Raw genomic sequence first — 16,378 nt, 5'->3', positions numbered from 1 at the left:
ATTGTGGTGAGCAGGTGCCCCACAAAACTGTCCCGAGCGCCCACTCAGGGCCGGGCGCTGTCCTAAGCGTCATTTTTTGATATGGTTTTCTATGAGCCCGTCGCAGGTCCTAACAAACCAATCCAGATCATCAATCAGACCGCGAATCCTTTCGACGTCTATTGCTTTTACTTGCCCACGGGTGCTTATGTGTGCTGAATGAGAAATCTCGTTCCTTAGCTCCACAAAGTTATCTAGCCGTTTCAACAAATTCTTACGTTTTAATTTGGCTTCAGCTCGACCACATAATCCTTTCAAATTTAAGCTTGAAAAGAGCTTGTCAATCGCGGCGGCGCGATGAGAAGTGTAACGAGATAAGTGATTTTGGACCATAGTACGAACACGGCGAAATGGTCGCTTCATTGTCGCAAGTTCCAGAGCAACTTTGGTGGTTAGGCCTGCCTTCTCAAGCACCTTTAGGAGTTCGTCCGAAGGCTCATTGGTCTTAAGAAATGTGGCCAATACGTCAGTGAATTTCGCAGTGAAATAGTGGTCCATTGCCGCTACTGCGATGACCGTTGCCGCTCGAACAATGTCATCCTCTTGTATGTATTCCGCGGTGGCTGGCACTCCGGTGGCTATTTGGAACTCTCTCTCTGAGAAGATGTCCAAAAGTGCATTAGCTCGGTCAATCGTTTTGCCAAATTGATGTAGAGGCTTGCTCATACATCCAGATCCTCCGCGAACTTGGCGTTTTCCTGAATATACTGGAACCGCAGCTCGGGTTTCTTGCCCATCAGCTGTTCGACCAATGTCGCGGTTTCGCCCGGTTCGTCCTCGTCGATCGTCACGCGGATCAGGGTGCGTGAGTTTGGGTCCATCGTGGTTTCTTTCAGGTCCTTCGCGTCCATTTCGCCAAGACCCTTAAAGCGCGAGACGTCGATCTTGCCCTTGCCGCCAAGGCCCTTTTCCAACCACGCATCGCGCTCGGCCTCGTCAATGCAATAAACCCGCTTGGCGCCTTGGGTCAGGCGGAAGAGCGGCGGGCAGGCCAGATAGAGGTGCCCCGCGTCGATCATCGGGCGCATTTGCGTGAAGAAGAACGTCATCAGAAGTGACGCGATATGCGCCCCGTCCACATCCGCGTCGGTCATGATGATGACCTTGTCATAGCGCAGATCATCCACGTTGAACCGCGTGCCCAGCCCGACACCAAGCGCCTGTGTCAGGTCGCTGATTTCCGCGTTGGTGCCAAGTTTCGAGCTCGCCGCGCCCAGCACGTTCAGGATCTTGCCGCGCAAGGGCAACAGCGCCTGTGTCTTGCGGTTGCGCGCCATCTTGGCCGATCCGCCCGCCGAGTCGCCCTCGACGATAAACAGCTCGGTCCCGTCGCGGTTCGTGGCGGAACAATCCACCAGCTTGCCGGGCAGGCGCAGTTTCTTGGTGGCGGTTTTGCGCTGGGTCTCTTTTTCCTGCCGGCGGCGCAGACGCTCTTCGGCGCGCAGCACAAGGAAATCAAGGATCGCACCTGCCGATTTCGTGTCCGCCGCCAGCCAGTTGTCAAAATGGTCGCGCACGGATTGTTCTACCATCTTGGCGGCGGCTTCGGTTGACAGGCGATCCTTGGTCTGGCCGACAAAGGCCGGGTCGGCGATGAAACAGCTGACCAGCGCACAGCCCCCCGCCAGCAGGTCGTCGCGGGTGATGTTGGAGGCCTTCTTGTTGCCCACCAGTTCGCCATAGGCCTTGATCCCCTTCAGGATCGCGGCCCAGAATCCGGTGACATGGGTGCCGCCTTCGGGGGTGGGCACGGTGTTACAATAGGATTGGATGTAACCGTCGCGCGAAGGCGTCCAGTTGATCGCCCATTCGACATATCCCGGCTCGCCAAACTTCTCACGAAACTCGACCTTGCCCGCGAAGGGCGCCTCGGCATAGACCGACGCCTTGCCAAGAGTTTCCTTCAGATAATCGGCCAGGCCACCGGGAAAGTGAAAGCTGGCTTCGGTAGGCGTTTCGCCATCGTCGATATGGGATTTCCAGCGGATTTCGACACCGGAAAACAGATAGGCTTTGGAACGCGCCAGGGTGAACAGGCGCTTGGGCTTGAAACGGTGCTTGCCGAAGATCTGTTCATCCGCGTGAAATGTCACCTCGGTGCCGCGGCGATTGGGGGCCGCGCCGATCTTTTCCACCGGGCCCAGCGGCAATCCGCGCGAAAAGCGTTGTTCAAACAGCTCTTTGTTCTTGGCAACCTTGACCACCATGCTGTCAGAGAGGGCGTTCACGACCGACGAGCCCACGCCATGCAGGCCACCCGAGGTCTGATAGGCTTTGCCGGAAAATTTGCCGCCCGCGTGCAGGGTGCACAGGATCACCTCAAGCGCCGATTTGTCGGGAAACTTCGGGTGCGGATCAATGGGGATGCCGCGCCCGTTGTCGCGGATGGTGACCGCGTAATCGGCGTGCAGTTCGATCTCGATCCGGTTGGCATGTCCGGCCACGGCCTCGTCCATCGAGTTGTCGAGGATCTCCGCCACCATATGGTGCAGCGCACGTTCATCCGTGCCACCGATATACATGCCCGGACGCTGGCGCACAGGCTCCAGCCCCTCCAGCACTTCGATCGAGGATGCATCATAGGTATCTTGGCCTGCGTTGGCTGTGTGCCCGGCCAGAAGGTCTTCGCTCATGGATATGCCGCCTTGAAAAGCTGTTCTGCTCGTTGGGGTTTTATTATGGCCGAGGCATCGAACGGGGGGAAGCCCTGACGGGAAAATCGGCTGAATTAGCTGTGCATAAGTTTTCCACAGGGGCCGCGCCGCTTTTGGCTTGTGAAAAACGGATAGGATAGTAGTGTGGGGTAAAACGTGAACAAAGGGGTGGTCTATGTCGCAGGGGTTCAGTCTGAAAGATCAGCTGATCAATGCCGGGAAGGTCGAGATGCTGGCCGGCTGGCTGTCTGATGCGCTGCCCGGATTTGACGCGGCGGGTTTTCAGGCGCAGGTGATGGGGCAATTGCCGGCGCTGGAGCTCAAGGCGCGCATCCTGTGGATTGCCGAAGTGTTGGAGGATCACCTGCCAAAGGCGTTCCCTGCCGCAGCAGAGGTGATCCACAAAGCCTTGCCGCCTGAGCTCGACCCGTCGAAGAACGACGATGACTTTGGTGATTTCATTATCGACCCGTTCGGGCAGTTTGTGGCGCGAAACGGGCTTGAGGATCTCGATGTCTCCTTGCCGCTGCTTCATGCGCTGACCCGACGGTTTTCGATGGAATTTGCCATCCGTCCGTTCCTGATCCACCACAAGGGCCGGATGCAGGCCGTGCTGGCTGGCTGGGCGCAGGACGAGAACTACCACGTGCGCCGCCTGGCATCCGAGGGGGCGCGCCCGAACCTGCCCTGGGGGCAGCGGATCGGGTGGGCCGGACATGAGACGATCCGGATCCTTGATACGCTCCACGCCGATCCGACCCGCTATGTGACCCGTTCGGTGGCCAATCATCTGAATGACATTGCCAAGACCGACCCGGAGCTGGTGGTGGCAACACTCACCCGATGGCGGCAAGAGGCGCGGCAGAACGCAAAAGAGTTGGACTGGATGACCCGCCATGCCTGCCGGACGCTGGTCAAACAGGGCCATCCCGGGGCGCTGGATCTGCTGGGCTATCGCAGCGATGCCAAGGTGACGATGGGACCGATCCAGCTTGCGCCCGCGCATTCTCAGGTGCCGATTGATACGGCGCTGAAGTTCCGGTTTGACTTGTCCGTGGATCACGACACCGCCCTGCTGGTTGACTATGTGATCCAGTTTCAGCGCGCGGGTGGCAAACTGTCCGAGAAAGTGTTCAAGCTGAAAACCCTGTCCCTGAAAGCCGGGCAGCGTGTGACCTTGCAGAAATCCCATCACTTCAAGGGAGATGCCACAACCTTTCGCCTCTATCCTGGCGCCCATCAGCTAAGCGTGCAGGTGAATGGTCGCAGGCTCGGCACAGCCCGGTTCACCCTGATCTGAAATATCCTGATCTGACCCCGTTCAGGCGAACGGGTTTTGCGGATAGGTGACCCCGGCCAGATACAGACCCTCGGGCGGGCAGACCGGGCCACAGGCGGGGCGGGAACGTGCCTCAAGGGCGGCGGTCACATCATCCGGGGTCCAGGCCCCCGCGCCAACCCGTTCCAGCGTGCCGACGAATGAGCGCACCTGATTGTGCAGGAACGAACGTGCGCGCACGTGAAAGCGATACTCCACCTCATTTGGGCGGATCACCTCTTCCACCCGCAACTCATCCAGCGTCTTCACCGGGCTTTCCGCCTGACAGATTGACGAGCGGAACGTGGTGAAATCATGCAGCCCGATCAGCCGGTCAGCCCCGGCCTGCATCATGGCCGCATCCAGCGGATGTTTGATATGCCAGGCCAGCCCCCGATCATGGGTCAGGGGGGCGCGTCGCGAGATCAGCCGAAACAGATACCGCCGCTCGGTGGCGGAAAACCGGGCGTGAAAATCCTCCTCGACCCGGGCGCAATCAACAATCGCCACCCGCGCCTCTCTGAGGTGGTGGTTCAGCGCCTCCGACAGCCGAAACGGATCCCAATCCCGTTCCATGTCACAATGGGCCACCTGACCCAGGCCATGGACCCCGGCATCGGTGCGCCCCGCCGCCGCAATCGTATGCGCGCGCGGCTCCAGACGTGCCAGCGCCGCCTCAATCGCCCCCTGCACCGAGGGCTGATCTTTCTGGCGCTGCCATCCGGCATATCCCGCGCCATGATATTCGACTTTCAACGCAAATCTGGGCATGGCTTCGCATACCGCGCCCGGCGCCGCCCCACAAGCCTGCGTTTTTCCTGTCGGAAATATCCCGGTCACGCAGGCCGCGCGGGGGCAGCGCCCCTCTGCCGGGGACAGGTTGCGCCAACTTCCCCCCCAGTTCCCCCCTAGCGAAACCCCGCCCCCCGCCTTATCTCTTTGTCAAACAACAAGGAGAACACCGTGGGGCTCGGGGATATTGCAGACAGCATTTCACGCCAGATCGAGGCGGTGGGCGATGCCACATCCGAGGCACTGTTTGAACCGGTGATCCGGCTGGGCGTGACCGGGCTCAGCCGTGCAGGCAAGACCGTGTTCATCACCTCGCTGGTGGCCAACCTCATGAACCGGGCGCGAATGACCGGGTTGACCGCCGCCACCACGGGCCGGATCCAGACCGCGTTCCTGCAGCCCCAGCCAGATGATCTGGTCCCCCGGTTCGACTATGAAACACATCTGGCGGCCATGACCGGGCCGGACCCGGTCTGGCCCGCCTCGACCCGCGCCATATCCGAGCTGCGCCTGTCGTTTCGTGTGCAGCCATCGGGGCTTCTGGGCGGGCTGCGTGGCCCGCGCACGGTGCATCTGGATATTGTCGACTATCCCGGCGAATGGCTGCTGGACCTTGCGCTGCTGGATCAAAGCTTTGCCGACTGGTCTGCCGACACGCTGGCACGGGTGGACGGGCGCCCGCAGGCGGCGGATTTCCTTGCCCGCATGAGCGCGACAGACAGCGCCGAGGCCCTTGACGAACCCCATGCCAAAACGCTGGCTGAGAGCTTTGCCACCTATCTCAGACAGGCGCGTGAGGACGGGTTTTCCGACTGCACCCCCGGCCGCTTTTTGCTGCCGGGCGACATGGAGGGCTCTCCCGCGCTGACATTCGCGCCGCTGCCCCCGCTTGCCAAACCACCGCGCGGGTCGCTGTATCGTGAGTTTGAACGCCGGTTCGAAGCTTATAAGGCGCGGGTGGTGAAACCCTTTTTCCGCGACCATTTTTCCCGGATTGACCGGCAGGTGGTGCTGGTCGATGTGCTGGGCGCAATCCATGCGGGACCCGCCGCGCTTGAGGATCTGCGCCGGGCAATGGCCGATATCCTCTCCGCGTTTCGCCCAGGGTCCAATGCGTTCCTCAGCCAGCTTTTCCTCGGGCGCCGGGTCGAGCGGATCCTGTTTGCCGCAACCAAGGCCGATCACCTGCACCATTCCCAGCATCCGCAGCTGACCGCCATCACCGAGGCGCTGTTGCGCGAGGCAAGGGACCGGGCCGATTTTGCCGGTGCCAAAACCGCGGCCATGGCGATTGCCGCCCTGCGCACCACGGTGGAAGAGCGGATTGATCATCAGGGGCAGGCGCTGGATTGTGTCCGTGGGCGGCTGCTGGAGACGGGAAAATCGGCCGCCTTTTATCCCGGCGCGTTGCCCGAAGACCCGGCGCGGCTCTTGTCACCTGCCCGCAATGGCGCCGAAAGCTGGCTGGATGCAGATTATCAGATCATGCGCTTTGCCCCGGCTGATATCAGCCTGAAGCCGGGCGAAGGCCCGCCCCATATCCGGCTTGATCGCGCAGCCGAGTTCCTCATCGGGGACCGGCTATGAAGATCACACCCGCAACGCCCGACCAGGCCCCCGCCATTGCCAATATCCTCAGCCAGTGGAATGCTGCCACGCCCTGGATGCCCCGGGTGCATTCCCGCGCGTCGGAAAAGGAATTTGCAGCCAGACTGGTGGCGCGTGGCTGGGTTAGCGTGGCGCAGGAGCAGGGCCGGGTGCTTGGGTTTCTCGCGCGTGCGCAGGGCGATATCCATGCGCTTTACGTCGCCCCTCATGCGCGGGGGCGGGGAATTGGCGGCGCGTTGGTGGACCATGCCAAACAGGCAAGCAACCGGCTGACCCTTTATACCTTTGTCGCCAACGAAGCCGCCCAGCGGTTCTATCTGCGTAAGGGGTTTCACGAAGTGGCCCGTGGCGATGGCCGGGACAATGACGAAGCCCTGCCCGATATCCGATATGAATGGAGTAAGCCGCAATGACCAACCACAAAAATGCAGGCCCCGTTCTGATCGAGCTGGAGGATGCGCCGACACACAGCCCCGCCGAGGTGCCCCCCGTGCCGGATGCACCCCAGCCCGACCCCACCGGGGCCGCCATGCAGGCGGTGGCATCGGTTGCGTCCCGCAGCCCGTCCCGACTGGGCCGGTGGTTCTGGTCGCTGTTCATCGCATTGGCGGGATTTGCGCTGTCTGTTGCGGCTTATGATTTCATCACCGGGCTGATCACGCGCAACCTCTGGCTGGGCACCGTGGCCATGGCGCTTCTGGCGGCCTTCCTCTTGGTGGGGGCGCTTCTGGGCCTGCGCGAAATGCTCGCCCTGGTGCGGTTGCGCCGGGTGGATCACCTGCAGGGGGAGGTGGCCCGTGCACTTGCCCATCAGAATCTTGGCGAAGCGCGCGCGGTGGTGGCGCGCCTGACCCGGTTCTATCGTGGCCGGGACGAGATGAAATGGGCACTTGATCGCCTCAGCGCGCGCGAAGCGGATGCGTTTGACGCCGACACGCTGCTGGCGCTTGCAGAAAATGAACTGATGGCCCCTCTGGATCAGGCCGCCCTGCGCGAGATCGAGGTCGCCGCACGTCAGGTGGCCACCGTGACCGCCATTGTTCCGGTCGCACTAGCCGATGTGGTGGCGGCGCTGACCGGAAATATCCGCATGATCCGCCGCGTGGCCGAGATTTATGGCGGGCGCGCCGGCACGCTGGGCAGCTGGCGCCTTTTGCGGGCGGTCATGACCCATCTCGTTGCAACCGGTGCCGTGGCCGTTGGGGACGATCTGCTTGGATCTCTGGCCGGCGGCGGGATCTTGTCAAAACTGTCGCGCCGGTTCGGCGAAGGGGTGGTCAATGGGGCGCTGACCGCCCGTGTCGGCGTCGCCGCGATGGAGGTGTGCCGCCCCTTGCCCTTCACTGCGCAAAAACGCCCGCAGGTGACGGTCATCGTGAAACGTGCCCTTGTGGGGCTTTTTGGCCAGAAAGACTGAGCCGCGACGCTTTGGCCTTTCGCTACGGGTTTTCCTCAATGGTGCTTTGCCATTGGGCCGGATAGGCTGACTGCGAATCTCACAGGAGCATGTGATGGAACCGTTTTTGGTATTGATTGCATTGATTTATGGATTGGGCCTGCCGGTGGGTGTGGTCTATCTGCTGGTCAGAACAGCGCGTCTGGGACGCGAGAACATCGATCTCGGCCGTCGTGTTCGGTCTGCTGAACAGCAGTTGGAGGCGCTGGAGGGCAGGGCGCAGAACGATCCCCTGGAGGGGGGAGCGACCGCGACCGGGCAGCCCCGTCAAGCCGGATTGCAAGAGGCGGCGCCCGGCCCAACAGCCAAGCCACAGGCTGCATCAAGGCCCACATCAGAGACCACATCACAGCCCGCGTCACAGGCTGCTTCGCGGGCTCCCTGGGGGGACCCCAAAGTGGCAAGGCGCACCCGGGCGTCCGGCACAACGCCTCCCCCGACCACCAAAGCTGCGCGTCAACCGGGCACTGTAAAGCCGGGTTTGCCCGCGCAAAAACCCACCCCGCGCACCCCCTCGGCCTTTGACCGGATGATGGGGCAGTTGGGCAGCTGGCTTGTGCAGAACTGGGTCTATGCCGTGGCCGCGGTGTCGCTGGCGCTGGCCGGGATTTTCCTTGTGCAATACGGGATCGAAGCCGGGCTGTTGCCGCCCACCGCACGGGTGCTGGCCGCCCTTGGTTTCGGTGCCCTGCTGATTGGCGCAGGTGAGTATCTGCGCAAACGCTGGGGGGACGGCGAAGACAGCCCCGCCGCCTTCCTGCCTTCTGTCTTTTCCGGGGCAGGGATCGTAACCCTGTTTGCCGGGCTTCTGGCCGCGCGCCACATGTATGATCTGATCGGGCCAACCACGTTGTTTGCCGGGCTGCTTGTGGTTGCGGCCGGGGCCATCGTGCTGGGGTGGCTGACCGGGCCGCTTTTGTCCGTGCTGGGCATTGTCGGGGCCTTTGTCACCCCGTTTCTTCTTGGGGGAAGCTCCGACGCGTCTCCGGTGGTGGCCCATCTTGGGCTGGTCACGTTGGTGGGGCTGGCAATTGATACCTATCGCCGCTGGAAGTGGCTGTCGGCGCTGTCGATCATCCTGGGACAGATCCTGCTGGTCGTGCTGGTGCGCTTTGCGGATGTGGACCCGGAATGGGTGATCGGCTCGGCGCTGATCTTGCCATTTGCCGCGGTGATTGTCATGGGGTGGCGCGTTCTGCCCCGCCTGCCGGGGGCGGCGCTTCTGCCACATCTGGTCACGACGAAATCGCTGCGCAGCCTGCCGCGCCGCATGTTGCTTTTGCAGGGGTTGATGGCGGTAAGTGTGGTCTGGCTGATGCTGGCCTCGACGGCTGGCAGTGCCGAGTTCTGGTTGTCGATCTTGGCTTTGACGCTCCTGTCCGGGGGGATGGCCATCTGGGCGCGGCGTTGTGTGGCGATGGAGGATCTGCCGATCCTGCCCGCCATCGGAATGCTGATCACCGCCGCGATGCAGCCTGTGCTCTACCTGGATGTCTGGCAGGCGTTCATCGTGCCGATCGGACAGGAGGGGGCCTTGGCAAACGGGATCGAGCGCGGGGTTGAGAGCGACCTGCGTCTGGCCCCGGCCTATCTGCTTGCCCTCGCCGTGGGGGTGGGGATCATTGCCGCCTGGCGCAGCCTGACCAGTGATGGCCACAAACGTGTCTGGGCCTTTGCATCTGCCATCTTCGCCCCGGCCATGCTGGTGGTGCTGGAACTGACATGGATACCCGCCAACCAGATTGGCGCTTTCCGCTGGGCGCTGGTGGTGCTGGCGGTGGCCGCGATTATGGTGATCAAGCTGGAACGGTTTGCCCGCGCCGGGGACAAGGACCGGATGCGTCTGTCGCTTGCCCTGATTTCGGCGCTGGGCCTGATCAGCTTTGCCCTGATGCTGGTGCTGTCACCCTCGGCGCTGACCGTGGCGCTGGCGCTGACCGTGCTGGTCACGGTCGAGATTGACCGGCGCTTCGATCTGCCGCTGCTGGAATGGTTTGCCGTGGTTGGCACCATTCTGGTCTCGGCCCGGCTGGTGCTGGACCCGGGGCTTCCCTGGGCGGATGACGCCCCGATCCGCAGCGTGAGCTTCGCCTTTGCGGGGTCGATCCTGCCGCTGGCGGCGGCTTGGTGGATTGGCAAGGACCGCAACCGCTTCAAGGCTTTGGTCACGCTGGAAAGTGCCGCCCTGTCGCTGACGGCCATTTTTGCCGCCCTCTTGCTGGACCGTGCGATCGAAACGGCCACGGGCGTGCAATATGAACAGCATTGGGGCGATGGGCTGAATGCGCTGATCTGGATGCTGGTTAGCGCGGTGCAGCTGTGGCGGCTCCAGCTGGGCGGGCGTTTGGCCACGCTGCGACTTGGTCTGGCGGCAATCTATGGCGTGTTGGCGCTTGGCTATCTGGCGCGCGCGCTGCTGGTGGACAACCCGTTCACTATCTATGGCGAGGTGATCCACGGCTGGCCGGGGCTGAGCACCCTTGGTGTGGCTTATGCGCTGCCTGCGTTGCTTTTGCTGGGCGTGGCGCGTGGGATGTCGCACCTGCCGGGAAAAGCCCGCCTTGGGTTTGCGCTTGGCGGGGCCGGGCTTCTGGCCTTCTGGGCCGTGGGTGAGATTGCCCATTTCTGGCGCGGCCCCGAACTTGCGGGTCAACCGATGCGCCAGCCTGAGCTTTACACCTACACGGTTGCCCTTCTGCTGGTCGGAGCGGCCCTGCTTTATCAGGCGATTGCACGCGGATCCGATCTGATGCGCCGGGTGGCGATGGGGGTGATCGCCCTGACCTCTGCCAAGGTTTTCCTGGTGGATGCGGCCGGGCTGGACGGGCTGATGCGGGTCTTTTCCTTCCTCGCGCTGGGCTTGTCGCTGGTGGCTCTGGCCTGGCTCAATCGCTGGGCGGCAAATCGGGGGAAGGGCGACGGGGATGCTCCCAAACCGGGACCTGATCCGTGATGCGCCAAGACCGGCGGCGGGTTCTGATATTGGGGGCATATGGGCTGATCGGCGCGCGTATTGCCCGCCACCTCAGCGCCGCTGGCTATCAGGTGACCGGGCTGGGGCGCAACCGCACAACCGCGCAGCGCATCCTGCCGGATCTGGCGTGGCATATTGCTGATTTGCGGGATCTGACCGCCCCATCCGACTGGGCTGATCTGCTAAAAGACTGTGACGCGGTGGTGAATTGTGCCGGCGCGTTGCAGGATGGTGGCGAAGATGACCTGTCGGCGGTGCATCACAGGATGCTTGCCGCGTTGTCTGAGGCAGCTGCGCGCCATGATGTGGCCATTGTGCAGATCTCTGCCGCCGGGGTGTGCCCGGATGCCAGCACCGCCTTTTTCCGGTCAAAAGCGGCTGGGGATGCGGCTCTTCTTGCCTCGGCCGCACCGGTCTGGATCCTGCGCCCCGGCCTGGTCATCGCGCAGCAGGCCTATGGCGGCACTATGCTTTTGCGGATGTTGGCGGCAGTGCCGTTTGTGCAGCCGGTGGCCCTTGGCAAAACGCCGGTGCAATCTGTTGGCATTGACGATCTCGCCCGTGCGGTTGAGGCCGCACTGGCCGGGGAATTGCCTGAAGGGGAGGTGTTTGATCTGGTTGAAGACACGCCTCGTCCTTTGCGTGAGGTTATTGCGGCCCATCGAAACTGGCTGGGCTTCCCACCCGCCCGAATGTTGCTTCCCGTGCCCGCGATCCTGCTTCCGCTGGTCGGGCGCTGTGCCGATGGTCTCGGGCGGCTGGGCTGGCGTTCGCCCCTGCGCAGCACCGCCCTTGAGGTCTTGAAAGACGGGATCACTGGCGATCCGGCGGCCTTTCAGGCGGCGGGTGGGGCGGTTGCCTCCTTGCCTGCGGTTCTGGCGTCGATACCGGTCGGGGCAGAGCACCGGATGCAGGCGCGCCTGTCGCTGCTGATGCCTGTGCTTTTGGTGGGCCTGTCGCTTTTCTGGATTGTGTCCGGTGTGATGGGGGTGGTTTCTCTGACCGCGGCGGCACAAGTTCTGACCGATGCGGGTTGGGCGCTGTGGCCCGCAAAGCTCTCCGTTCTTTTCTGGGCGGTGGTTGACGTTGCACTTGGGATGGCGCTTTGGCTCCGGCGCTGGGCCGGGCTGGCCTGTTGGGGGATGATTTTCGTCAGTGTGATCTATCTGTGCTCGGCAAGTTTTGTCACCCCGCAGCTCTGGGTCGATCCGCTGGGGCCGTTGGTCAAGGTGATCCCGGTGATCCTGGCCGCGCTGACCCTGCGGGTGATGTTGGAGCGCCGCTGATGGAAGGCGTGATGGACGGGCTGCTATTGCTGCGATGGGCCCATATCCTTGGGGCCACGGTGCTGATGGGCACGGGGGCAGGGATTGCGTTCTTCATGGTGATGGCCCAGCGGTCGCGGGACCCGGTCCTGATCGCCCATGTGGCGGGGATCGTGGTGCTGGCCGACATGATCTTCACCGCGACCGCTGCGGTGGTGCAACCGATCACCGGCACGTTTTTGGCATGGGGATTGGGGTGGAGCCTGTGGGAGCCATGGTTGCTGACCGGTATCGGGCTTTATCTTTTTGTTGGCCTGTTCTGGCTGCCGGTGGTCTGGATCCAGATCCGGCTGCGGGATTTGGCGAAGGGGGCCGCGCGGGAAGGGGCAGAGCTGCCGGACCAATACCACCGCCTGTATCGCATCTGGTTTGCCTGTGGCTGGCCCGCTTTTGTGGCGATGCTGGCGATTTTCTGGGTGATGCTGGCGCGGCCTGATTTGTAGTGAAAGGGGCGCTGCCCCTCGGACTGCGTCCTCACCCCGAGGTATTTTCAGCAAGAAAAGACGCTGTCAGAACAGGCTGGGCGGGGCGGATTTTGGCCGGTGGAGGTCTTCGACGCCCAACCGCAGCCCACGCCCGATCCGGTGGGCCAGCGCGATCCATGGGCGGGCGGTTTGCGGGGCAAGCTCTTCGGTGACCACCTCTTCGAACAGCGCAAGCCACGGGTCGAAATGCTCTGCCATTACGTTTCCGGCCTGCATATGGGCGCGCATCGGATTGCCGTCATAGCCCGGCTCGCGCAGGATCGCCCCGCGCCAGAACCGTGAAATCAGCGCGATATGGTCCTGCCATTCCGGATCCCCGGTGCCAACATGGCCGTTGAAGATCGGACCCAGTTCGGGATGGGTGCGGATCCGGGCGTAAAACCGGGTCAGCACCTGGTCGATCTCTTCCCCTGTGATGTCGAAAAGCTGCATTGGGTTGGGCATTGTGGGGGTGGGCATCGTGAGGGTCCGGGTTTTGTTGGGGTTTCCTGACTAAAATAGTCGGGTCGCAGCGGGTTGCCAAGCGGTGAAAGCAGGACAATTGCGCGCAGGGTGCCATGGTATCATGGCTTTACGAAGCCCGCGCGCGGCCCTATAACGCCCCCATGATGCACCATCAGGCGATCATCATTATTCGAATTATCTGCCCGGCGCTCGCGATCTGAGACGCCGGGACAAGGCGTATGGACCTGCCGCGCCGCTCCTTCCCCAGACAGACGAACAGTTTCCGAAAAGGACCGGACACATGTGTGCCGACACCCCAGAATACAAAGACACCCTGAGCCTTCCCGAAACCGATTTCCCGATGCGCGCAGGCCTGCCCAAGCGCGAGCCGGGCTGGCTTGATCGTTGGAACGAGATCGGCGTCTATGATCGTCTGCGCGAGAAGGGCAAGGCCGAAAATCGCCCGCCCTTCGTGCTGCATGACGGCCCCCCCTATGCCAACGGCCACCTGCATATCGGTCATGCGCTGAACAAGATCCTCAAGGACATGATCGTGCGCTCGCACCAGATGATGGGATATGATGCGCGGTATGTGCCGGGCTGGGATTGCCACGGTCTGCCGATCGAATGGAAGATCGAAGAGCAATACCGCAAGAAGGGCAAGAACAAGGACGACGTGGATGTTGTCGACTTCCGTCAGGAATGTCGCAAGTTTGCCGAGGGCTGGATCGACATCCAGCGCGAAGAGTTCAAGCGTCTGGGCATCACCGGCAATTGGGCGGACCCCTATCTGACCATGAATTTCCACGCGGAAGCGGTGATTGCCGAGGAATTCATGAAATTCCTGATGAACGGCACGCTTTATCAGGGGTCGAAACCCGTGATGTGGTCGCCGGTCGAAAAGACCGCGTTGGCCGAGGCCGAGATCGAGTATCACGACCACAAGTCGCACACGATTTGGGTGCCGTTCTCATTTGCCAATGCCGAAGGTGATCTGGCAGAGGCCCGCGTGGTAATCTGGACGACCACGCCGTGGACGATCCCGTCGAACAAGGCAGTCGCCTATAACGACAAGGTGGCCTATGGGCTTTACCGCGTTGATGCGACCGAAGAAGAAAGCTGGACCAAACCGGGTGACCTCTATCTTTTTGCAGATACGCTGGCTGAGGATGCACTGGGCAAGTCCCGCGTGACCGGGTTCACCCGTGTGCGGGATGTGGCGGCCAGCGAGTTTGCTGGCCTGATCGCCAAGCACCCCTTCGCTGGTCTCGACGGAGCAAATGGCTTCTGGGACTATGACGTGCCGATGATCGATGGCGATCACGTGACGGATGATGCCGGGACCGGGTTCGTGCACACGGCCCCCAGCCACGGTGCCGACGACTATGAATGTTTCGTCAAGCGCAACTGGATCGACCGGATGACCCATAATGTGGGTGAGGAATCTGAGTTCCTGCCCCATGTGCCGTTCTTTGCAGGGCTTCAGGTCTTTGACCGCAAGGGCAAGGAGGGCAAGGCCAACAACGCTGTGATCGCCAAACTGGTTGAGGCCGGTGGCATCATTGCTCGTGGCCGGGTGACCCACTCCTATCCGCACAGTTGGCGGTCGAAAGCGCCGGTGATCTTCCGCAACACGCCGCAATGGTTTGCGTCGGTGGACCGCGAAGTGGGGGATGGGCAGGATGAGATGGGCAAAACCATCCGCACCCGTGCGCTCAATTCGATCGACAAGCTGGTGAAATGGTGGCCGCAAGCGGGCCGCAACCGCCTCTATTCAATGATCGAAGCGCGCCCCGACTGGGTGCTGTCGCGTCAACGTGCCTGGGGTGTGCCGCTGACCTGTTTCGTGAAAAAAGGCGCGCTGCCGACGGACCCGGATTTCCTGCTGCGGGATGCTGAGGTGAACGCGCGGATCTCAGCGGCTTTCGAGGCCGAAGGGGCCGACGCCTGGTATAAACAGGGGGCCAAGGAAGCCTTTATCGGCAATGCGGCAGACCCGTCAGACTATGAGCAGGTTTTCGACGTGCTCGACGTGTGGTTCGACAGTGGCTCGACCCACTCCTTTGTGCTGCGCGACCGTGAAGATGGCACCGAGGATGGCATTGCCGACGTGTATCTGGAAGGCACCGACCAGCACCGCGGTTGGTTCCACTCATCCCTGCTGCAGGCCTGTGGCACGAAAGGTCGTGCGCCTTATAAGAACGTGATCACCCATGGGTTCACGCTGGATGCGAAGGGCATGAAAATGTCCAAATCGCTGGGCAACACCATCGCGCCGGAACAGGTGATCAAGCAATATGGCGCGGATATCCTGCGCCTTTGGGTTGCGCAATCGGACTACTCGGTAGACCTGCGCATCGGCGACGAGATCCTGAAAGGGGTGGCTGACAGCTATCGCCGCCTGCGCAACACGATGCGTTTCATGCTGGGCAACCTGCATGGGTTTGACGAGCGCGAGCGCGTGGATGTGGCGGATATGCCCGAGCTCGAACGCTGGGTGCTGCACCGTCTGGCGGAACTCGATCACACCGTGCGTGAGGGGTATAAAACCTTCGACTTCCAGGGCGTGTTCTCGGCCGTGTTCAACTTTGCCACCGTGGATCTGTCGAGCTTCTATTTCGACATCCGCAAAGACGCGCTTTATTGCGACGGCGAAGACAGTCTGAACCGCCGTGCCGCGCGCACCGTGCTGGACATCCTGTTCCACCGCCTGACCACCTGGCTCGCGCCGGTTCTGTGTTTCACCATGGAAGAGGTCTGGCTGGAGCGGTTCCCGGGGGATGACAGCTCGGTCCACATGATCGACCTGCCGGACACGCCCGCGGATTGGCTGGATGAACCGCTGGCTGCAAAATGGGCCGGTATCCGCCGCGTGCGTCGTGTGGTCACCGCTGCGCTGGAAATCCAGCGTCGCGATAAGGTGATCGGTGCCTCTCTGGAGGCCGCGCCGGTGGTGCATGTGCGGGACGCTGATGTGCTGGATGCGCTGAAAACCGTGACGTTTGAAGACGTCGCCATCACCTCGCAGATCGTGCTGACACATGACCCGCTGCCCGCCGAAGCTTTCCGCCTGCCGGAAGTTGAGGGCGTGGGCGTGGTGTTTGAAAAAGCCGCGGGCGAGAAATGCGGCCGCTGCTGGAAGATCCTGCCGGATGTGGGCAAACATGACCACCCAGACACCTGTGGCCGCTGCAACAGCGCGCTGGGGTGATGGTTGCCATCTGACACAATCAAGGGCGTGCTGCGGCGCGCCCTTTTTTATTGTCTGTTATGGCCTTTCATT

The 16,378-nt window shown here is 62.1% G+C and carries 12 protein-coding genes; 8 read left to right on the top strand and 4 right to left on the bottom strand.

Annotated features, from left to right (window positions below; all coding sequences use genetic code 11):
- Nucleotides 1–69: 69 nt before the first annotated feature.
- Both XMD517_RS07790 and parE read right to left on the bottom strand, forming a co-directional pair.
- Complete coding sequence (locus XMD517_RS07790; RefSeq protein WP_173485798.1) at nt 70–705, bottom strand: HEPN domain-containing protein; 636 nt, start codon at nt 703–705, stop codon at nt 70–72.
- Entirely contained in the window at nt 702–2,672 is a 1,971-nt protein-coding gene (parE, locus tag XMD517_RS07785; protein ID WP_173485797.1) for a DNA topoisomerase IV subunit B, read from the bottom strand. The genes XMD517_RS07790 and parE overlap by 4 nt, the downstream gene beginning before the upstream one ends.
- A 196-nt stretch (nt 2,673–2,868) precedes the next feature.
- Here parE and XMD517_RS07780 point away from each other — a divergent pair, with 196 nt between their 5' ends.
- The gene (locus XMD517_RS07780) at nt 2,869–3,993 is read left to right on the top strand and encodes a DNA alkylation repair protein (RefSeq protein ID WP_173485796.1); all 1,125 of its coding nucleotides are present in this window, start codon (nt 2,869–2,871) and stop codon (nt 3,991–3,993) included.
- A gap of 21 nt (nt 3,994–4,014) precedes the next feature.
- Here the strand turns inward: XMD517_RS07780 and truA are convergent, their stop codons facing one another.
- Entirely contained in the window at nt 4,015–4,782 is a 768-nt protein-coding gene (gene truA / locus XMD517_RS07775) for a tRNA pseudouridine(38-40) synthase TruA (protein ID WP_173485795.1), read from the bottom strand.
- Nucleotides 4,783–4,974: 192 nt separating this feature from the next.
- On the opposite strand from truA, the gene XMD517_RS07770 reads away from it, so the two are divergent.
- From XMD517_RS07770 to XMD517_RS07745, 6 genes are all read left to right on the top strand, one after another.
- The gene (locus tag XMD517_RS07770) at nt 4,975–6,390 is read left to right on the top strand and encodes a YcjX family protein (RefSeq protein ID WP_173485794.1); all 1,416 of its coding nucleotides are present in this window, start codon (nt 4,975–4,977) and stop codon (nt 6,388–6,390) included.
- Nucleotides 6,387–6,824, top strand: a complete 438-nt coding sequence (locus XMD517_RS07765; protein ID WP_173485793.1) for a GNAT family N-acetyltransferase — start codon at nt 6,387–6,389, stop codon at nt 6,822–6,824. Before XMD517_RS07770 ends, XMD517_RS07765 begins: the two co-directional genes overlap by 4 nt.
- Nucleotides 6,821–7,828 (top strand): YcjF family protein, encoded by a 1,008-nt coding sequence (locus XMD517_RS07760; protein ID WP_173485792.1) that lies wholly within the window; start codon nt 6,821–6,823, stop codon nt 7,826–7,828. Before XMD517_RS07765 ends, XMD517_RS07760 begins: the two co-directional genes overlap by 4 nt.
- Before the next feature lie 94 nt (nt 7,829–7,922).
- Complete coding sequence (locus tag XMD517_RS07755; RefSeq protein ID WP_173485791.1) at nt 7,923–10,820, top strand: DUF2339 domain-containing protein; 2,898 nt, start codon at nt 7,923–7,925, stop codon at nt 10,818–10,820.
- The gene (locus XMD517_RS07750) at nt 10,820–12,127 is read left to right on the top strand and encodes an SDR family oxidoreductase (RefSeq protein ID WP_173486324.1); all 1,308 of its coding nucleotides are present in this window, start codon (nt 10,820–10,822) and stop codon (nt 12,125–12,127) included. Before XMD517_RS07755 ends, XMD517_RS07750 begins: the two co-directional genes overlap by 1 nt.
- On the top strand, nt 12,127–12,609 hold the full coding sequence (locus tag XMD517_RS07745) for a DUF2269 family protein (RefSeq protein WP_371732375.1): 483 nt from the start codon (nt 12,127–12,129) through the stop codon (nt 12,607–12,609). Before XMD517_RS07750 ends, XMD517_RS07745 begins: the two co-directional genes overlap by 1 nt.
- Before the next feature lie 66 nt (nt 12,610–12,675).
- Here XMD517_RS07745 and XMD517_RS07740 read toward each other — a convergent pair whose 3' ends face one another.
- Nucleotides 12,676–13,110: a group III truncated hemoglobin gene (locus XMD517_RS07740; RefSeq protein ID WP_254449673.1), complete on the bottom strand. Its 435-nt coding sequence runs from the start codon at nt 13,108–13,110 to the stop codon at nt 12,676–12,678.
- A gap of 286 nt (nt 13,111–13,396) precedes the next feature.
- Here XMD517_RS07740 and ileS point away from each other — a divergent pair, with 286 nt between their 5' ends.
- A complete protein-coding gene (ileS, locus tag XMD517_RS07735; protein WP_173485789.1) occupies nt 13,397–16,306 on the top strand; it encodes an isoleucine--tRNA ligase in 2,910 nt (969 codons plus the stop codon).
- The last annotated feature ends 72 nt before the right edge of the window (nt 16,307–16,378 follow it).

It is taken from the genome of Aliiroseovarius sp. xm-d-517, assembly GCF_013283135.1.
Classification (GTDB): Bacteria; Pseudomonadota; Alphaproteobacteria; order Rhodobacterales; family Rhodobacteraceae; genus Aliiroseovarius; species Aliiroseovarius crassostreae.
This window is presented reverse-complemented; position numbering and strand designations above follow the sequence as displayed.